This is a genomic window from Micromonospora sp. IBHARD003, from assembly GCF_056106285.1.
Map to the genome: position 1 here is coordinate 3,379,570 of NZ_JBWBBX010000001.1, position 19,097 is coordinate 3,398,666.

General features: G+C 71.3%; 17 protein-coding genes. 5 read left to right on the forward strand and 12 right to left on the reverse strand.

The window, feature by feature from the left end; genetic code table 11:
- Positions 1-3 precede the first annotated feature (3 nt).
- Together purE and ACTWOL_RS14975 are read right to left on the reverse strand one after the other, a co-directional pair.
- The gene (purE, locus tag ACTWOL_RS14970; RefSeq protein WP_474297189.1) at positions 4-543 is read right to left on the reverse strand and encodes a 5-(carboxyamino)imidazole ribonucleotide mutase; all 540 of its coding nucleotides are present in this window, start codon (positions 541-543) and stop codon (positions 4-6) included.
- Entirely contained in the window at positions 540-1,658 is a 1,119-nt protein-coding gene (locus tag ACTWOL_RS14975) for a 5-(carboxyamino)imidazole ribonucleotide synthase (protein ID WP_474301167.1), read from the reverse strand. Before ACTWOL_RS14975 ends, purE begins: the two co-directional genes overlap by 4 nt.
- A gap of 183 nt (positions 1,659-1,841) precedes the next feature.
- Here ACTWOL_RS14975 and ACTWOL_RS14980 point away from each other — a divergent pair, with 183 nt between their 5' ends.
- Positions 1,842-2,351 (forward strand): GtrA family protein, encoded by a 510-nt coding sequence (locus tag ACTWOL_RS14980; protein WP_474297190.1) that lies wholly within the window; start codon positions 1,842-1,844, stop codon positions 2,349-2,351.
- 537 nt (positions 2,352-2,888) lie between these two features.
- Here ACTWOL_RS14980 and ACTWOL_RS14985 read toward each other — a convergent pair.
- A complete protein-coding gene (locus ACTWOL_RS14985) occupies positions 2,889-4,166 on the reverse strand; it encodes an ATP-binding protein (protein WP_474297191.1) in 1,278 nt (425 codons plus the stop codon).
- 143 nt (positions 4,167-4,309) lie between these two features.
- Positions 4,310-4,987 (reverse strand): response regulator transcription factor, encoded by a 678-nt coding sequence (locus ACTWOL_RS14990; RefSeq protein WP_474297192.1) that lies wholly within the window; start codon positions 4,985-4,987, stop codon positions 4,310-4,312.
- A 485-nt stretch (positions 4,988-5,472) separates the two neighbouring features.
- Here ACTWOL_RS14990 and ACTWOL_RS14995 point away from each other — a divergent pair, with 485 nt between their 5' ends.
- Positions 5,473-6,978: a peptide MFS transporter gene (locus tag ACTWOL_RS14995; protein ID WP_474297193.1), complete on the forward strand. Its 1,506-nt coding sequence runs from the start codon at positions 5,473-5,475 to the stop codon at positions 6,976-6,978.
- A 75-nt stretch (positions 6,979-7,053) separates the two neighbouring features.
- Here the strand turns inward: ACTWOL_RS14995 and ACTWOL_RS15000 are convergent, their stop codons facing one another.
- The 6 genes from ACTWOL_RS15000 to ACTWOL_RS15025 form a co-directional block, all read right to left on the reverse strand.
- Complete coding sequence (locus tag ACTWOL_RS15000) at positions 7,054-8,448, reverse strand: hypothetical protein (protein WP_474297194.1); 1,395 nt, start codon at positions 8,446-8,448, stop codon at positions 7,054-7,056.
- A 14-nt stretch (positions 8,449-8,462) separates the two neighbouring features.
- Entirely contained in the window at positions 8,463-9,716 is a 1,254-nt protein-coding gene (locus ACTWOL_RS15005) for a neocarzinostatin apoprotein domain-containing protein (protein ID WP_474297195.1), read from the reverse strand.
- Positions 9,713-10,702: a COG1470 family protein gene (locus tag ACTWOL_RS15010; protein ID WP_474297196.1), complete on the reverse strand. Its 990-nt coding sequence runs from the start codon at positions 10,700-10,702 to the stop codon at positions 9,713-9,715. The genes ACTWOL_RS15005 and ACTWOL_RS15010 overlap by 4 nt, the downstream gene beginning before the upstream one ends.
- 15 nt (positions 10,703-10,717) lie before the next feature.
- Entirely contained in the window at positions 10,718-11,425 is a 708-nt protein-coding gene (locus ACTWOL_RS15015) for a hypothetical protein (protein ID WP_474297197.1), read from the reverse strand.
- 185 nt (positions 11,426-11,610) lie between these two features.
- Complete coding sequence (locus ACTWOL_RS15020) at positions 11,611-12,123, reverse strand: ATP-binding protein (RefSeq protein WP_474297198.1); 513 nt, start codon at positions 12,121-12,123, stop codon at positions 11,611-11,613.
- Positions 12,124-12,259: 136 nt separating this feature from the next.
- On the reverse strand, positions 12,260-12,628 hold the full coding sequence (locus tag ACTWOL_RS15025; protein ID WP_474297199.1) for an STAS domain-containing protein: 369 nt from the start codon (positions 12,626-12,628) through the stop codon (positions 12,260-12,262).
- A gap of 247 nt (positions 12,629-12,875) precedes the next feature.
- On the opposite strand from ACTWOL_RS15025, the gene ACTWOL_RS15030 reads away from it, so the two are divergent.
- The 3 genes from ACTWOL_RS15030 (at position 12,876) to ACTWOL_RS15040 (ending at position 17,532) form a co-directional block, all read left to right on the forward strand.
- The gene (locus ACTWOL_RS15030) at positions 12,876-13,820 is read left to right on the forward strand and encodes an RNA polymerase sigma factor SigF (RefSeq protein WP_474297200.1); all 945 of its coding nucleotides are present in this window, start codon (positions 12,876-12,878) and stop codon (positions 13,818-13,820) included.
- 135 nt (positions 13,821-13,955) lie between these two features.
- On the forward strand, positions 13,956-15,287 hold the full coding sequence (locus ACTWOL_RS15035) for a DegT/DnrJ/EryC1/StrS family aminotransferase (protein WP_474297201.1): 1,332 nt from the start codon (positions 13,956-13,958) through the stop codon (positions 15,285-15,287).
- Positions 15,280-17,532, forward strand: a complete 2,253-nt coding sequence (locus tag ACTWOL_RS15040; protein WP_474297202.1) for a lipopolysaccharide biosynthesis protein — start codon at positions 15,280-15,282, stop codon at positions 17,530-17,532. Before ACTWOL_RS15035 ends, ACTWOL_RS15040 begins: the two co-directional genes overlap by 8 nt.
- Here ACTWOL_RS15040 and ACTWOL_RS15045 read toward each other — a convergent pair.
- Together ACTWOL_RS15045 and ACTWOL_RS15050 are read right to left on the reverse strand one after the other, a co-directional pair.
- Positions 17,507-18,646 (reverse strand): glycoside hydrolase family 26 protein, encoded by a 1,140-nt coding sequence (locus ACTWOL_RS15045; protein ID WP_474297203.1) that lies wholly within the window; start codon positions 18,644-18,646, stop codon positions 17,507-17,509. The two genes, ACTWOL_RS15040 and ACTWOL_RS15045, sit on opposite strands and share 26 nt — an antisense overlap.
- Positions 18,643-19,095, reverse strand: coding sequence for a hypothetical protein (locus ACTWOL_RS15050; RefSeq protein ID WP_474297204.1), 453 nt, complete (start codon positions 19,093-19,095; stop codon positions 18,643-18,645). Before ACTWOL_RS15050 ends, ACTWOL_RS15045 begins: the two co-directional genes overlap by 4 nt.
- Positions 19,096-19,097 lie beyond the last annotated feature (2 nt).

Sequence of the window (19,097 nt, forward strand, 5' to 3'; positions counted from 1 at the left end):
GCCCTACTTCCCGAAGCCGAAGGCCGGCGAGCCCTCGACCTTGGCACGCAGCCGCTTGCCCTTCTCCGTGGCCTGGTCGTTCAGCTCCTGCTGGAACTCCCGCATGCGGGCCGTCAGGTCGCGGTCCTGCGTCGCGAGGATGCGGGCCGCGAGCAGTCCGGCGTTGCGCGCGCCGCCCACCGACACGGTCGCCACCGGCACGCCCGCGGGCATCTGCACGATGGAGAGCAGCGAGTCCATGCCGTCGAGGTACTTCAGCGGGACCGGGACACCGATGACCGGAAGCGGGGTGACCGAGGCCAGCATGCCCGGCAGATGCGCGGCACCACCGGCGCCCGCGATGATCGCCTTCAGTCCCCTGCTCTCGGCTTCCTCGCCGTACGTGATCATCTCGCGCGGCATCCGGTGCGCGGAGACCACGTCGACCTCGTACGGGATCTCGAACTCGTCGAGTGCCTGCGCCGCGGCCTCCATGACGGGCCAGTCGGAGTCCGAGCCCATGACGATGCCGATGCGGGGCGCCGAGGCGGGAGGGTTGGTCATTCGGTGATCGTTCCCCTGAGGTAGTCGGCTGCGTGACGCGCGCGCTCCAGCACGTCGTCGAGATCGTCGCCGTAAGTGTTGACGTGCCCCACCTTGCGGCCGGGCTTCACGTCCTTGCCGTACATATGAATCTTCAACTGCGGATCCCGTGCCATGCAATGCAGGTAGCCCGCGTACATGTCGGGATAGTCCCCGCCGAGGACGTTCGCCATGACCGTCCATCTCGCCCGGGGGCGCGGGTCGCCGAGCGGGAGGTCGAGCACGGCCCGCACATGGTTGGCGAACTGGGAGGTGACCGCGCCGTCCTGGGTCCAGTGTCCGGAGTTGTGCGGGCGCATGGCGAGTTCGTTGACGAGGATTCGCCCGTCCGTGGTCTCGAACAGCTCGACGGCGAGATGACCGACGACGCCGAGTTCCTTGGCGATCCGCAGCGCCAGCTGCTGTGCCTGGCCCGCCAGCTCGTCGTCCAGCTCGGGTGCGGGGGCGATCACCGTGTCGCAGACACCGCCGACCTGGCGCGACTCGACGACGGGGTAGGCGACGGCCTGGCCGTGCGGGGAGCGCACGATGTTCGCCGCCAGCTCACGCCGGTAGTCGACCTTCTCCTCGGCGAGGACCGGTACGCCTGCGCGGAACGGATCGGCGGCCTCCTCCTCGCTGCGTACGACCCACACGCCCTTGCCGTCGTAGCCGCCGCGGACGGTCTTGAGGACGACGGGGAAGCCGCCGGCCTCGGCCGCGAAGGCCGCCGCGTCCGCCGGGTCGGCGACGATGCGGTGGCGGGGGCTGGGCGCGCCGATCGCGTCGAGGCGGGCCCGCATCACCCCCTTGTCCTGGGCGTGCACCAGGGCGTCGGGGCCGGGGCGGACGGGGATGCCGTCCGCTTCCAGGGCCCGGAGATGCTCGGTCGGCACATGCTCGTGATCGAAGGTGATCACATCGCAGCCGCGTGCGAAGTCACGCAGCGTGTCCAGGTCGCGATAGTCGCCGATGACGACCTCGCTGACCACCTGGGCCGCCGAGTCCTGAGGAGTGTCACTGAGGAGCTTGAACTTGATGCCGAGCGGGATGCCCGCCTCGTGTGTCATACGAGCGAGCTGGCCACCGCCGACCATACCGACTACCGGGAACGTCACTCTCTCAGGGTATCCGGAGCTCCGTACGGTCCTGACCTGCGTGCATTTTCGTACGATGTCACAGGTCGGGGACAGCTTCACGATGGTCCCCAGGCAACTCCGGGGGGTGCTGGTTAGAGTGGTCGCGTTGACGACACCGACCGGACGGGGCCAGCGATCACCATGAGCGAACGAGCCGCACTGCGTGTGCGACTGGACAGGCTCGCGCGCGAGGTCGCCAAGTTCGGCGCTGTGGGCGGCCTGGGTCTGCTCGTCAACATGGCGGTCTTCAACCTGCTGCGGCACACCACCGAGATCCCGGTGGTGCGAGCGAGTCTCCTCGCGACGTTCATCGCGATCCTCTTCAACTACGTCGGCTTCCGGTACTTCACCTACCGGGACCGCGACAAGAGCGGCCGCACCAAGGAACTGACCCTGTTCCTGCTGTTCAGCGCGGCCGGAGCGGTGATCGAGAACGGCATTCTGTACACGGCGACGTACGGCTTCGACTGGGACGGCCAGCTGCAGAGCAACTTCTTCAAGTTCTTGGGGATCGGCGTCGCGACGATGTTCCGCTTCTGGTCGTACCGCACCTGGGTGTTCCGGGCGCTGCCGGCTCGGGAGGCCGTACAGACGGCGGAATCGTTCCTGGAGCAGCGCCGGGCGGAGCAGCCGGACCGGGTGAGCTCCTGACGGTTGCGGTCTGCGCGGCCGGTTCCTTGGTGGCGCCCGGGGTGTTTGTCCTCAGGCGGCGGACGGCCTTGGGGTGTGCGGGGGCCTTGGCGGCGCCCGGGGTGTCCGTCCTCAATCGCCGGACGGGCTTGGGGTGCGGGGCGTGCCCGGGGCGTGTGCTGGACGTTGGGTGCCGCTGCGGGCCTCGCGCCTTGGACGGCATGATTTACGTCGCGCCCCCTAGCCATACCGTGAAGGCGTCCCTTGCATTGGGGCGCGCCACAATGGGGGTCCCCCCGGACGGAGTCTGGGGGAGCTTGAGTGTCCCGGACACGATCCCTCCGCGTCCCCCCTTCCCGCGGTCGGCAGGCGGCCCGGGGTGGGGCCGTGCAGGGTCGGCCCCGTAGGGAGTGGTGGCATACCACCCACCACCCCACCCCAACGCACCGGGCGCGCCTATCAAGCCGGTCCGGCGTTTGAGGACGGACACACCGGGCGCCAACCCGGCACCGGCCAAGCCCAACAACCGCACCGCCAGCGCAGCGTCACCGCACCCGCTCAGCGGATCGGGCGTTGCGCTTCCGACGTCCGGTCCCGGGGACCGTTCGCCTCCCGGCTCAGGAAGAGCGCGAAGACCGCCGGCTGCTGCTGCAGCAGCTCCAGCCGGCCGCCGTCCGCCTCCGCCAGGTCCCGGGCGACGGCCAGCCCGATGCCCGTCGAGTTGCGCCCGCTGATCGTCCGCTCGAAGATCCGCGCACCGAGATCGGCCGCCACTCCCGGCCCCTCGTCCGTCACCTCGATGACCGCCTGGTTGCCGGTGACCCGGGTGCGCAGGGCGACCGTGCCCCCACCGTGCATCAGTGAGTTCTCGATCAGCGCGGCCAGCACCTGCGCGACCGCGCCCGGTGTGCCCACGGCGCGCATGCCCTGTTTGCCCGAGCAGACGATCGCCCGTCCCACGCTGCGGTAGGCCGGACGCCATTCCTCGATCTGCTGCTTGACCACCTCGTCGACGTCGAAGGCGACGGCCGAGCCCGACCTCGGGTCGCGTGCGTTGGTGAGCAGCCGCTCCACGACATCGGTGAGCCGCTCCACCTGGGTGAGCGCGACGGTCGCCTCGTCCTTCACCGTCTCCGGGTCGTCGGTGACGGCGATCTCCTCCAGCCGCATGGACAGCGCGGTCAGGGGCGTACGGAGCTGGTGGGACGCGTCCGCCGCGAGCCGCCGCTCGGCGGTGAGCATCCGTGCGATGCGCTCCGCGCTGGAGTCGAGGACGTCGGCCACCCGGTCGAGCTCGGGTACGCCGTATCTCCGGTGACGGGGCCGGGGGTCGCCCGAGCCCAGGCGCTCGGCGGTCTCGGCGAGGTCGGTCAGCGGCGAGGCGAGTCTGTTCGCCTGGCGCAGGGCGAGGAGGACGGCGGCCACGACGGCGAGCAGGGCGACGGCACCGATGATCAGGAGGGTGCGGCCGACCTCCCGGGTGACGGTGGAGCGGGACTCCTCGACGGTGACGCGCTCCCCCTCCTCGCCGGTGGCCGTGCCGCGGATCACGCCGCCTGAGGGACGCGCACCGATCTCGATCGTGTCGCTTCCCGGGATCCGGATCTCCGCATGACGCTCGGGACCGATCTGCTGGGCGAGCGCCTCGGCGTCGACGGGCTCCCGTGCGGCGACCCTGGACTCGATGACGCTGACCAGCCTCAGCGCCTCGGAGTCCACGCTCTCCTGGGCGCTGTTGCTGATGGTGCGTGTCTCGACGATGACCAGGGAGATACCGAAGACGGCGATGACGACGAGCACCACTGCGAGCGTGGAACTGATGAGGCGGCGGCGCACGGTGCCCTCCGGGCGGGTCTGGCGGTAAGGGGGTCGCGGGAGCGCGGAGCCCCCCGTCCCTCGAGCTCGTCGGGTGAGCTCAGCTCCTCAGCTCCTCAGCTCTTCGGCTCTCCTGGTCGGCTTGTTCCGGCTCGGTTCCCGGATCAGTTCTTCTCGAAGCGGAAGCCGACGCCGCGGACCGTCGCGATGTACCGGGGGTTGGCCGCGTCGTCGCCGAGCTTCTTGCGGAGCCAGGAGATGTGCATGTCCAGGGTCTTGGTGGAGGACCACCAGGTCGTGTCCCAGACCTCGCGCATCAGCTGGTCGCGCGTCACGACCCGGCCGGCGTCCCGCACCAGGACACGCAGCAGGTCGAATTCCTTGGCCGTGAGCTGGAGCTCCTCGTCACCCATCCAGGCGCGGTGCGACTCGACGTCGATCCGCACGCCGTGGGTCGAGGGCGCGGCGGTCGGCTCCGTGGCACCCCGGCGCAGCAGCGCCCGTACCCGGGCGAGCAGTTCGGCGAGCCGGAAGGGCTTGGTGACGTAGTCGTCCGCGCCGGCGTCCAGGCCGACCACCGTGTCCACCTCGTCGGCACGGGCGGTCAGGACCAGGATCGGCACGGTGTGCCCGTCGGCGCGGAGCCGCCGGGCGACCTCGAGGCCGTCCATTCCGGGCAGTCCGAGATCCAGCACGACCAGGTCGACCCCGCCCTGGAGCCCCGCGTCGAGGGCGGTCGGGCCGTCCTCGCGCACCTCGACCTCGTACCCCTCCCGGCGCAGGGCACGCGCCAGCGGCTCGGAGATGGATGCGTCGTCCTCGGCGAGCAGTACACGGGTCATGGGCTGATGGTAGTCCGCAGGAGGGATACGCCGGAGCATGATCCACAAGGCCTGTGGGTATGCGATGCGATTCTGATTGACACCTTCGATTCTGGGCAGGCGGTTGCTGGAAAACCTGTGATCCTGATCTCAAGTCCTACCAGAGTCCTCCATATGCCCTTGTGTCGTGACGTATGGTGACCCAACGCCTGAAGTACAAGACGGAGACCTTTGGCCGCCTGGTTCGCCAAGGGTCTCTTTTCTGCCCGGATCCGGCCACCGCCGTGCCCGGGCGGGAATTGACCTGTGGGCCGGGCCTCGTGCGCAGGAACTGAGTGCGGGGTGGGTTCCCGGTGCGGACGAGTCCCTCGTCTCCGTAAACAGAATCAGCGGAGGCGACCCCTCGGGCGTGGGGCCGGACCACTCCTCGCCGGTACCGGCCGCCCCCCACACCGAGCGCGGAGTCCGCTGACGAAGCGGCAGCGTCCCGAGCAGCGAGGAACGACATGGCGTCCAGCCTGACGAAGGGCACGGCCGGGTCCCCTTCCGGCGAGAAGACCTTCTTCGGCCACCCCCGCGGAATGGCCACCCTCTTCATGACGGAGATGTGGGAGCGCTTCTCCTGGTACGGGATGCGCGCCATCCTCACCCTCTATCTGGTCGCGGGAGTACTCGACGGCCCCCTGGAGGACCGGGAGGCCCTGGCCGCCTCGATCTACGGTGTCTACAACGCCGTCGTCTACATGGCCGCGATGCCCGGTGGCTGGATCGCCGACCGTCTCTGGGGGGCCCGCAAGGCCGTTCTGGTCGGCGGCATCATCATCGCCCTCGGCCACTACACGCTGGCGATTCCCTCCAACACGGCCTTCTTCGTCGGCCTCGTGCTCATCGCCGCCGGTACCGGTCTGCTGAAGCCCAACATCTCCGCCATGGTCGGCGGTCTGTACGAGGGCCAGTCGAGCGCCCGCCGCGACGCCGGCTTCTCGCTCTTCTACATGGCGATCAACATGGGCGCCCTGGCCGCCCCGCTGGTGGTGGGCTACCTCGGCGAGAACGTCAACTGGCACCTCGGCTTCTCCGTCGCCGGTATCGGTATGACGCTGGCCGTCGTCCAGTACGTCCTGGGCAGCCGCCACCTCGGTGACGTCGGCAAGGAGCCCGGCACCCCGGCCACACCGGAGGAGAAGCGCACGGCGCTGCGCAGGGTCCTGTTGTGGGGCGGTCTGGCCGTCGGCGCCCTCGTCGTAGACGTCGTGCTCGGTACATACGACATCGAGCACATCGTGAACGTGCTGGCGGTCCTCGGCATCGTGGTGCCCGTCGTGTACTTCGTCGCGATGTACCGCAACCCCCAGCTGTCCGCCACGGACAAGCCCAAGATCCAGGCCTTCGCCTGGTTCTTCGCCACCGCCGTGCTGTTCTGGATGATCTACGACCAGTCCGGCTCGCTGCTGACGCTCTTCGCGGACAACAAGACCGACCGCACGATCTTCGGCTGGGAGTTCCCGGCTTCCTGGTACCAGTCGGTCAACCCGGCGATGGTCATCGTCCTGGCGCCGCTCTTCGCCGCCCTGTGGGTCAGGCTCGCCAAGCGCAACCGCGAGCCCAGCACCCCGACCAAGTTCGCCCTGGCGATGCTGCTCATCGGCGGCTCGTTCGCCATCATGGGCCTCGCGGGCGCGGCGGCCGCGAACAGCGAGACCGGCAAGGTCACCGTCTTCTGGCTGCTGAGCGTCTACCTCGTCCAGACCCTCGGCGAGATGTGTCTGTCCCCGGTCGGCCTCTCGCTGTCGACGAAGCTCGCGCCGAAGCAGTTCGTCGGCCAGATGCTGGGGCTGTGGTTCCTGGCCACCGCCACGGGCAACGCGCTCAACGGCTGGACCACCAAGCTCAACGAGCCGCTGGGCGATGCCATGTACTACTCGATGTGGGCGGTCGTCGCGGTCGTCGCAGGCCTCACCTTCATGATGGCGGGCAAGAAGATCCGCTCGCTCATGGGTGACGTGCGCTGACGTCACGTCCACGGCAACGGGACCGGCCCGGCACGCGAGGCGCGTGCCGGGCCGGTCCCGTTCAGCCGCCTCCCGCTACCGGGTCTGCCGCAGCCTGCGCCACGGTGTGAACGTGAACACCGCGCCGCCCAGCAGGATCACCGTGCCCGCCGCCAGGGCCAGGGCGTGCAGCGCCCCGCCGTTCTCGGCGCCGGTGTCGGCGAGTCCGCCGCCGGACGCGTCACCGCCGCCCGCGGAACCGGAGCCCGAACCGCCCGCCGCACCGGAGCCGCCGGCCGCGCCGCCCGGCTGGGCGGAGGTGTCGAGCTCCAGGGAGACCTGCACATCGGCGGGCGGGGTGCAGGTCGTCGTCGTACCGAGCGCCTTCACCGTGAGCACTCCCGGGCTGAGCGTGGACTTGCCGCTCGCACCCGGCTTGTAGGTCCCCTTGAGATCCGGGATCGCGATGGGCTGACCCGACTTGATGGGGTCCTTGTTCGCCGGACCCTCGACATGGACGAAGCCCTTGTCCGCGCCGCCCAGCTTGACCTCCATGGACGGCTTGACCGAGTTCGCCGGGATGTCGGCAGGGCTGTCCATGACGGACTTGGCGAACTTCACGGTGAGGTCGAAGCCGCCGCCGTTCTTCCTGGCATTGATCTTCACCGGGGAGACGGCCTGCTTGTCGCCGATGGGAGTCTTGCAGGAGTAGGCGACCTGGACTTCCTTGCCCTCGAAGTCGGTCTGGCCACCACCGCCGCCGGAGCCGCCGCCCGAGGCCGTGGAACCACCGGACGCCGTGGAACCGCCCGAGCCGGTGCTGCCGCCGGAGGTGGTCGTCCCACCGGACGTGGTGGTACCGCCCGATGTGGTGCCGCCCGACGCCGTCCCGCCCGAGCCACCGGAGGTGGACCCGCCCGAGCTGGTGCCGCCCGATGTGGTCGTACCGCCCGAACTGCCGCCGCCGTCCGTGACCTTGACCTTCGCGCCCGGCTGCACCGTCTCCTTCGGCGCGCACTTGGTGTCCGTCGAGATCGGCTTGGAGACGTTGATGGTGTACGTGTCCGGCGTCAGCGTGATCTCACCGGCCGCCGTCAGCTTGAGCTTCCCCTTCATCTCCGACAGCACCATCGGGCTGTTCTTGGGGATGGGCGGGTTCTGCCGCGGCCCCTCCACCGCCAGATCGGCGGTCTGGGCACCGGCCACCTTGACCGTCCCCGTCGGCTTGACGGTGTCCTTCTCCAGATCGAGGACGTCCGGATTCTTCGAAGCGGCCTCGACGGTCTTCCAGACCACTTCGATCTCGTCGCCGACCTTCGCCTCCGCGGGCGCGGTGATCTGGACCTTCGTCGTGCCCTGGACGGGCGGCATCCCCGAGATCGGCGGGGGGATGCACTCCGTCTTGTACGACACCTCGGCGGCGTGGGCCGGACCCGCGGTCAGCAGGATCCCCGCGCCGCAGAGCATCAGCGCGACCCCTGCCGCGCTCATCCTCCGTTGCGTGCTCACGTGTGTCCCTTCGTCGTGGATCGGTTCTCTGACGGTGCGGAGTCGGGGGTGAACCAGGGCAGCACGGCAGGGCCTGCCGGGCCGCGCGGCGCCGTGGTGCCGTTCGCCGCCGTGGCGGCGGGCGAACCGGCGGTGCCGGTGGAGGAGGGGCGGGCCGTACGGTGCCGTCCACCGGCACGCAGGGGCTGCCCGGCGCGCGGCCGTACCCGGTCCACGATCGCCATCCCGGTGCGGAACAGACCGGCGGGCACGACCACGGCGAGCAGCACCCAGAACAGCGTCACGCCCCACGGCCGGCTCACGCCCCACGGCTGTTCGGCGAGGACCTTGGAGCCGTACCGCACGGAAATCTGGTAGTCGCCGTGTGCACCGGCGGGGAGTTCGACGGGGAGGCGGACCTGCGCCTTCTTGCCGGGCTCGACGGTGCCCCGCCACTGCCGTTCCTCCCACTGGGGAGCGAACACACCGTGCGCGGTGCCGACGTGGAAGACCGGGTCCCGGACCGGTGCGGAGCCGAGATTGCCGACGGTGAAGGCGAGTTCACGGCCGGGAGGGGCGCCGAACCACACCAACAGGCCGCTGGAGCCGCGTAGTTCGACCGTGGCGAGTACGGCGAGCCGGCCGCCGCCGGAGGCCGGCTGGGGCAGCGGGGCGCTGGGATGGCCCGCGACGGTGAACGGGGCGTCCACGGCGGCCTGTTCACCGGTGACGGTGGCCACGTGCACCACACACGGGCAGGGCTTCGGGGGCTCGGCGACGGGCAGTTTCTTGCTGAAGGTGCCCTTGGCGTCGGTGGTGACGGCCCGGCCATCGGCGTTGGCGCAGGCGTTGGTGCCGCCGATGACACCGCGGTCGGGCGCTGACTGGCCGCAGATCAGCAGCATCAGCAGGGCGTTCGGCCGCCATCCGGTGCCGCTGACGGTGATGTCGCCGCCCTTGCCCGCCTGGCTCGCCGAGAGCCGGACATCGGGCCTGGTGTCCGCGGCGGCGTGCGGGGTGGGCGTGACGAACGGAGCGGAGAAGGCCAGAGCGCAGACGAGCAGCAGCGCGGGCAGCCGGGGACGGGTCCGGGACCAGGGCCGGGACCAGGGGCTGGGCCGACCAGGCCCGGTCCGGAGAGAGGGCCAGGTCCGGGTCAGAGGCCGCGTCCGGGTCAGGGGCCATGTCCGGGTCAGGGGCCATGTCCGGGTCAGGGGCCATGTCCGGGTCAGGGGCCATGTCCGGGTCGGCGTGGTCGCAGGGCCGTTCACCGCGTGACTCCCACCGTCGCCGTGTCCTGTCCTGCCGTGGTCTGCTCCGCGGCCGCCGCGGGGCGGCCCGCGCGCCGGTGCCGTACCCGCCACAGCGCCGTTCCCCCGGCGACGGCCGCGAGCGCGAGCACACCGCCCGTCACCGCGCCCCGGGAGACGAACAACGCCGAGGTGGTCGCCTCGGCATGGACGCCTCCCGCGGCCGTCACCCGGAGGAAGACCTCGGCGGATTCGAGCGGGGGAGGGTCGGGCCAGGGCTCGCTGAGTTCGACCCGGCGGCCCGGCGGCAGTGTGACGGGCAGCGGTCCGGCCGGGGGTGCGAGGAGTTCACCGGTGAGTCCCTCGGCACGCAGCGCCAGCCGCGGCGCGAGCACCGTGTTACCCCGGTTGACCAGGGTGTAGTGGATCCGCTCGCCGTCCACCCGGACGTCCTCGACGGTGAGCGCGGCGAGCCGGGGGCCGGTGACGCGCAGATGGACCCGCACGGCGGACTCCCGGCCGTCTGCCGTCGCCACGATCACGGCGGTGTGGTCGCCGGGCGTCGCGGACGACGGAACGGTGACGGCGAAGGGGACGTCGGCGCGGGTGCGGGGCGGGACGGTCAACCGGTCCGAGGCGAGCGTGAGCCGGTGAGCGGTGCCGCCGTGGTCCGCCCGGCTCCCCGTACCGCCGTGTCCGGGGCGGCTTCCTGCCCCCACCCCTGCGCCTTCCCCGCCGCTCCCCCGCACGCTCAGCCGCACGGTCAGCGGCTTGTCGCCGGGGTTGGTCACGGACAGTGCGTCCTCCTGCACAGTGCCGGGCGGACCCTCCAGATAGGCGTACGGCCTGCCACCCGCGGCGGGCTGCGCCGTCCACGGGGGCCGTGCGCCCGCCGCCCCCGGGGCGGCCGGTCCGGCGGACACCCCGGACCCGGACGACCCGGCCGCTCCGGCGGGCACGGCTGTGGCCAGCGCACAGAGCACTGCGGCGGCGGCAGCGGCGATCACGGCTCCCCCGGCGGATCAGCTCGCGGACCGGGCGCCGCGGCGCGTGAGCCACAGCGCTCCCGCCGCTCCGGCGAGCAGCACGGTGCCGCCCAGGGTGCCGAGTGCGATGGCCGAGTCGACCGGCCCGGTCCTGGGCAGTTCGCCACCCGAGCCAGAGCCAGAGCCGGAGCCGGAGCCGGAACCCGAGGCCGTCTCCGTGTCGCTCGAGCCGCCCCCGCCGCCCGAGCCCTGGACATCGAGGGTGAGCGAGGGCTTCGGGTTGTTCTTGGGGGTGCAGGTGGTGGTCGTCCCCAGGGCCTTGATGGTGAGGACACCGGCCGTGAAGGTGACCTTGCCGGACTTCTTCGGGGTGTACGTGCCCGACAAGTCACTGATTTTGATGGGGGTGTTGGGCGGGATCGCCTCGGAGTTCGCCGGGCCGGACACCGCCACGGTGCCACTGTCCGCCCCACCGATTCCGATCTTCGCGCTGGGATTCATCGCGCCCTTGCCCAGTTCGACCGGGCTGGACGAGACGCCCTTCTCGAAGGACATGGTGAGCCGGTAGCCGCCACCGCTCTTGACGGCCTTGATGTCGATCGGTGATACGGCCCCTTTGGGCCCGATCGGCGTCTGGCACTGGTAGTTCACATCGACGACTTGGGCATGGGCGACGGGGGCGGTCGTCATGACCACCGAGCCCGCCACCGCGAGCATGAGAGCTGTCCGCTTCCGGTATGACACCTCGAGCCCCCTCAAGGCCGGAACGCCGCCAGATGTTACTGACGGCACATCAGATCGGGCGCTCAAGGTACGCCTGGGCCCTGATGGAGGGAAGACAAAGAGCACGACGGATCGCCGTGCTCCACAACAGCTTCAAATACCGGCGGGGACACCGCGGTTCCGAACGCCGCCGGAACCGCGGCTCGCTAGGAAGGCGCCGCGAGCTCCGCCCACACCGTCTTGCCGGGCGCACCGGGAATCCTCCGCACTCCCCAGTCCAGACAGAGCCGCTGCACGATGAACATCCCGTGCCCGCCGGGGCGGCCCGCACGGTGCGGGGTGCGTGGTGCGGGGTGGCCGGTTCCGCGGTCGGTGACCTCGAGGCGGAGCACCTTGCCCTGGTACGCGACGCGCAGCTCCTCCGGACCGTCGGCATGCAGACAGGCGTTGGTCACCAGCTCCGATACGACGAGCAGCACGTCCTCGGCCGCGGCACGGCGATCGGCGGACGGGGCGGGAAGCCAGCCCCAGTCGTACAGCGCCGTCCGCGTGAAGTCGCGGGCGAGCGGAACGATGCCGCTCGCGTTCGCCAGAAGAAGGGTGCGCACCAGGCCGTCACGGACGGCCGAGGAGGGCCCGGCGACCACGGAGGCGTCGGCGGGAGCGCCGTCCGGTTCCGGGCCGCGGTCGCCCGGCGGATGCTGCCGGGTGGTGCTCATCAGCGCTTCACCTCACCGATTCACCAGTTCGCGATTACGTCAGTACAGAGCGTGGGGAGGAGCCACGTGGGTCTGCGGGGGTCTTCTGCCCGGCCGAATCGTGACAACACCCGATCAGCCGGACCGGAATCGGCGGTCAGTCCGCCAGTGCCCCTTCGAGGGAGTCGTGGACGGTGAAAACCGCCTCGGCTCCTGTGATCTCGAACACCCGGGCCACGGCGGGGAGCATTCCGGCCAGATGGACCGAACCCCCCGCTGCCTCGGCTTTCAGCCGGGCGCCCAGCAGTACGTTGAGACCCGTGGAGTCACAGAACTCGAGGCGTGAGCAGTCCACGACAAGGCGTGTCCGGCCGTGGTCCACGGCATTCTCGAGTGGCGCACGCAACAGTTCGGCCGTGTGGTGATCGAGCTCACCCGCCGGCGTAACGATCTCGCTTCGGCCCTCGGTCCTGGCTTCCACCCGAAGCCGGACCGGATTGGTGCTCCTGACCGTCCCGCGGTCCATGCCCACCCTCTTCGCCGATGTCGCCGATGTCTTTGACGTCCGTAGAACAGTACGCCTTCCTTACGTCGAACGGCACCCGAACTCCCTTGCAAAAGGGACTTATATGACATTCGACACTTGCCACATCCAGCGAAAACCGGGTAGGGCTAGTAAGGACACCACCGACACCGCCGGCTTTGGAGGCGCCGCTCACCGCACGAACGGATCAGGCATCGGCAGCCATAAGCCGAGAACGATGGAGGAGACCATGTCACCCCGGCTCGACGAAACGCGGACCCCGCACGCGACGTCGACACGTCCGCACGATCACCTCGACCGCACTTCCCCGCTCGGCCACCCCACGCAGGCCGGGCACACCGAGCACACCGGAACGCCCGAGCACCTCGAAGAGCTCGACCTTCCGGACATCCCGCCGTTCGACGAAGTCGGAGCGGTGGACGCCCGCGCGCTGTCCAAGACCCTTTTCGCCCGCCTCGAAATCCTCGAGGAAGGCACCCACGAGTACGCGTACGTCCGCAACACGCTCGTCGAACTCAACCTGGCGCTGGTCAAGTTCGCCGCCTCACGGTTCCGCTCCCGCAGCGAACCGATGGAGGACATCATCCAGGTCGGCACCATCGGCCTCATCAAGGCCATCGACCGCTTCCAGCTCAGCCGCGGAGTCGAGTTCCCGACCTTCGCGATGCCGACCATCGTCGGCGAGATCAAGCGCTTCTTCCGCGACACCTCCTGGTCCGTGCGCGTACCGCGCCGCCTCCAGGAGCTCCGCCTCGACCTCGCGAAGGCGGGCGACGAACTCGCCCAGGAGTTCGACCGGGCGCCGACCGTGCCCGAGCTGGCCGAACGGCTGGGCATCAGCAAGGACGAGGTCGTCCAGGGCATGGCGGCGAGCAACGCGTACACCGCGAGCTCGCTGGACGCCCAGCCGGAAGAGGACGACTCGGAAGGCGCGCTCGCCGACCGCATCGGCTACGAGGACCACGGCCTCGAGGGCATCGAGTACATCGAGTCGCTGAAGCCGCTCATCGCCTCGCTGCCGCCGCGCGACCGCAGGATCCTCTCGCTGCGCTTCGTCGCGGGCATGACCCAGTCGGAGATCGGCGACGAACTCGGCATCTCCCAGATGCACGTGTCCCGGCTGCTCTCCCGCACCCTGCGGAAGCTGAGAAAGGGTCTCACCCTCGAGGAGTGACCGTCCGGCGCTGCTCACGAGGCCTTCGCAGGCCCCTTCCGAAGGGTCCATTCCGTCAAGGGATGGGCCCTTCCGCCGTATTGACGGTGCGGTCCGGTATGCGCCACATTGAGCCCGGGGCTCAGGGGGGACCGTATGGCGATCGGTTGGGCGCTGGAAGCGCGGATGCGTGACCGCCTCGGCAGGGAATGCCTGTATGTGCCGTCGTGCCGATTCGGGCTGTACGTGGCGCTGCGCCACTGGTGCAGACCCGGCGGCCGGGTGCTGATGTCGCCCGTCAACGACGACGTCATCTTCTTCGTGGTGCTCGCCGCGGGACTGCGGCCGGTGCAGGCGCCGCTGGACGCCCGGGACGGGTCCATCGACCCGTCGGCCGTGCCCGAGGCGGTGTGGCGCGGTCTGTCGGCGGTCCTCACCACGAATCTGTACGGCAACCCCGACCCGGCGCCCGCGCTGCGCGCCCGCTGTGACGCCCTGGGCATCCCGCTGATCGAGGACGCGGCGCACGCCATCGGGTCACGGGTGGCGGGCCGTCCGGTCGGCGCCTACGGCGAGGCATCGGTCTTCTCCCTCTCCAAGCACACCGCGGCCAAGACCGGCGGCTTTCTGTCCGTCGCCGACCCGGCGCTGCGCGATGCGCTCGAGGAGGCGCGCGACGACCTGCTCCTGCCGTCGCGTGCGGCGTCCGAACTCGCCTACGCCCTGCGGCCGTACGCGGAGGCCGGGGTGCGCGGGCTGCGGCTGGTGCGGGCGGCGCGCGCCGTGTTACGGCTGCTCGGCAGGCAGGAGCGCGAGGAGATCCGGATGCCACTGCGGGCCGGTGAGCTCGAGCGGGCGATCACCGCGGCCCCCGCGCTCGGGTCCTTCCACTCCTGGGTACGGGTCGACATGCACGACTACCGCATCGCGCCCGGACCGGCCCGGCTGCGGCGCACCGCCCGGCTGCTGGACGGCCTGGACGAGCGCCTGACCGCCCATCTCGCCGGTACCCGGCAGCTGTCCGGCAGCCCCTGGGGGGTGCCCGGGCCGGGTCCCGTCCAGCCGCTGTTCCGCGTACCGCTCCTGGTCGAGGACCGGGACGCGGCGGTCGCGGCGCTGGCGCGCCGGCGCATCACCACCGGCTATCTCTACGATCCGCCGCTCGACGACTACGCGTCCGAGCTGTTCACGGACCCCTCCCCGGACCCCGGACCGGCGCGCTGGTTCGCCCGCCACGCCCTGCCCGCGGACCCGCTGAAGGCCGGGCGGATCCTGACGGTCCTGCTCGAGGAGGGCATACGGCCCGCCGAAGCGGCGCCCGCCGCCCACCGGGCCGGTACCCCGGCCGCAGCTCCCCACCGGGACACCGCCAGGAGCGTGCGCGGGGATCCGCACCGGGACCACGCGCGTGAACGGCCCGCACATGCGCAACCGGACACCGCCCGCGAACGGCCCGGCCCAGCGCACGGGGACACCGCCGGTGGCTGATACGGCGAAGCTGCCCAGACCGGCCGCCCCCGAGGAGTCCGCGGCCGCGCCGGAGCACACGGACACCGAACGGCCCGGCGGGGACTCGATGTTCCGCAACGCCTATGCGCTGATGCTGTCCACCGGCGTCTCGGCCGCGCTCGGGCTCGGATTCTGGCTGGTGGCCGCGCGGTACTACACCGAGGAGGCGGTCGGTCAGGGCTCGGCGGCCATCGCCGCGATGAGGCTGCTCGCCTCGGTGACGGCCACGACGATGATCGGTGCCGTGGTGCGGTACGTTCCGCGGGCCGGCCGGGCGACCGGGCCCCTGGTGTGGCGGACGTACGCGGTCAGTTCGGCGGTCGTGTGCGTGGCCTGTGCCTGCTTCCTCTTCACGCTCGACCTGTGGGGGCCCTCGTACGCGCCGCTGCACGGTCCCACCGCGGGGCTGCTGTTCGCCGCCGCCTGTGTCGCCTGGGCGCTGCTGACCCTGCAGGACGGGGTGCTGACCGGGCTGCGGCAGGCGGTGTGGGTGCCCGTCGGCAATGCCGTGTTCTCGATCGGCAAGCTGCTGCTGCTCGCCGTGTTCGCCTCCGCCCTGCCCGTGCTCGGCATCTTCGTCTCCTGGGCCGCGGCCATCGCGCTGTCCGTGCTCCCGCTGGGCTGGCTGGTCTTCCGCCGGCTCATCCCGCGCCAGGCGGCGGCCGACCACGACCGCGAGCCGCCGCGGATGCGGGACATCGGGCGCTTCCTGGCCGGGGACTCGGTCGGCGCCCTGTTCTCGCTGGCGATGATCAACCTGGTGCCGGTGATGGTCGCCGTGCGCTTCGACGCCGAGCACAACGGCTTCTTCTACATCGCGTACACCGTCGGCGGGACGATGGAGTTCATGGCCATCAACATGGCCTCGTCGCTGACCGCCCATGCCTCGCACAGCCCGGAGAGCCTGGCGGGGGGCGTGCGCGGTGCGCTGCGCAGGATGGCGTTACTGCTGGTGCCCGTCGTGCTCGTCCTCGTGGTCTTCGCACCGCAGATCCTCGCCCCGTTCGGACCGGACTACGCGGAGCACGGCACGACGGTGCTGCGGCTGCTGGCGGCGGCCGCGCTGCCCCGCGTCGTCGTCGAGCTGTACATCGGGGTGCTGCGCGTCCAGGGGCGTACGGGCGTACTGGCGGTGCTCCAGGGAGCGATGTGCACGCTGGTGCTGGGCAGCGCGGCGGTGCTGCTCGGGCCCGCCGGCATCTCGGGTGCGGGGCTCGCGGTCCTGCTGTCCATGACGGCCATGGCCGTCGTCTCGGCGCCGGGGATCAGGACCGCGCTGGCGGGGCACGAGCCGCGACGGAGCCGTGCCCGGCCTTCCGCGGGGTTCCTTGACCGGCTGCCCGCGCGGCGGCGCCCCGCACCCGAGTACGGCACCACCTGGGCGCGCAGGGCCGCCGAACGGCGAACGGCGCGGTCCGCCGGGGATGGTGTGCCGGGCGACGCGGAGGCCACCGGTGTGGACGCCGCCGACGCGGACCGGACCGTATGGGCACGGGAGACCGCGTATCTGCGCGGTGTCCACGAGAGCGCGACCCCGGCGTTCGGCCTCCCCGTGTACGTCCACCGCGACTCCCGGCCGCCCGCGCCGGACGGCCGGGACGACGAGTCCTGGCTCGCGCTCTGGCTGTGGCTGCTGCTGGCCCTCGCCGTCGCGCTGTTCTGGATCCCGCTGGTCCGGGCGGACGCGGTCGGCCCCGGACGGCTGTCCGGCACCGAGTTGCTGCGCGCCCTGCCCCCGGTCTCCGTCGCCGCCGGTGTGCTGCTGGTCGTGGTCCACTGCGCCGCCCTGTCGCTGCGGCGGCTGCGTCCGGAGCTGCTCACCGCCGCGCTGCTGACCACCGTGGCCGCCCTGCACACGGCGCCGTCGCTGCTCGGCGTCCGCCCCCGGCCCGCGGGCGGAGCGTGGCTGGAAGCGCTCGCCGGAGAAGTCGCCGCGGTGGCCGGGCAGTCCGGGCCGTCGGGTCGGCAGGACGTCCTCGCGGTGCTGCCGTTCGTGCTGCAGCTGCTGTCCTTGGGCCTGCTGGCGCTGTCCCTGGGCGGCTTCGGCGCCCCCGCCCGGTTCACGGCGGGGGCGGTGTGGGTGCTCGCGGTGGCGGGCTGGGCGGCGCAGGACGCCTTCGCGGACACCGCGCTGCCGGTGTTCCTCGGCTGTGCCGGGGCCGCCGCCGTCGCGTTGGTGTTCCGGCGGTTCGCGGGTGTCAGCGGGTCGGGACGGGCTGCTTGAAGTAGTCGTCCCGGCCGGCGATCCGGTAGCCCTCGAGCCCCGGTCCTTCGTCGACGGTCAGATCACAGCCCGCTCCCGGCACCGCGCGGTTCCAGTGCACCAGTGCCCGCACCCGGGGCAGGGTGGGGACGGCCTCGGGGATACGGGCGTACCAGTCGCGCTGGCGCAGTGGTTGCAACGGATCGGGGGCGGTCGCGAACTCCGCGAGCATCACCGGCTTGCGGTCGGAGACGTTGGCGCGCAGCCAGTCGTAGGAGGGGCGCTGACTGCGGTCGAAGTCCAGCCAGTTGGGCGACTTGTGGCAGAGGTAGTAGTTGTACTGGTCCATGCCGATCCAGTCCACGTAGTCGTCGCCCGGATACAGCTGCTTCATCAGCCCGGCGTTGCCGAGGTAGCCGGAGACGGTCCACACCCACACCACGTTGTCGACGCCGAGCGTGCGCAACCGGTCGTGGATGTGGCGGTAGGCGGCGACGAACTCCTCGGGGGTGCCCGCGCCTTCCCTGATGCGGAAGTCGGTCTCCTGGTCGAAGGAGAGGAAGAGGCGTTTGCCGTACGCCTTCAGCCGGCGGGCCTGCGGGTCGATGATGTCGCGGTCGTACTTCCCGGAGGCGATGTTCTTCCAGCCGAGCTGGGTCTCGGTCCAGCCGGCGTGGTGCGGCTCGGTCCAGACGGTGGACTCCCAGGCCAGCATCAGCAGCCGGTCGCGGCCCAGTTCCTGTTCGTCGGGGGTGAGCAGTTCGCCGTCCAGCGGAGTGCGGGACATGTCGTGGTAGTTGTAGACGAGGTCGAGCCTGCGGCCGATCTTCTTCTCGAAGGCGTACACCGCTTCGGTGAGGGAGCCGCCGGGCGCGTACGGAATGTACGCACCCCACCAGGCCCCGCAGCGCGGCTCCAGTTTCGCGGTGGGGGCGCAGGACCCCTCGGGGAGCGCCCCTGACGCCGCGTTGCCGGGCAGACCGTGACCCCCCGGAAGGCCGGGGTCGTCCTCCTTCCCGTCCCAGCGGGCGATCCACACCCCGAGTCCGGCGAGCAGTGCGCCGACGGTGGCGAGGACGATGGCGGCGTACGTCCCCCTGGAACGTACCGACCGTGTCGTGTGGGCTCCCGTCATCGGCCCCTCCCGGGGCCGGTTTCGGCGGGCGGTACGTCCTCGGCGTCCTGTGCCGACCGCGGCGCGCGGGCACGCTCGGCCGCTCCCCGGGTGGCCGCCGGCAGCGGCAGTCCCGGCAGGGCGGCCGCGACCGTGGCGAACCCGGCGAGCGACGCCAGGAACGCCGTGGCGGAGAAGGCCTGCACCAGCAGCAGCGAGGTGGCCGTGAGCACGCCGAGCGAGAGGCTGATCGGGGCGGCCAGCGCCAGCGCCTCGAGCCGGGCTCCCGGCCGCAGCCCGTCCGGCTGCGGATACAGCAGGGCGAGACCGGGCCCGAGTACGGCGAAGGCCAGCACCGGGATCCAGCGCAGCGGCGAACCGCCGGGCAGCGAGGTCGCGGCGAGGGCGATCCAGCCGGAGACGCCCAGGGCTGCTCTGGGCACGAGTCGGTTCAGCTGCGTGGTGTGCATGG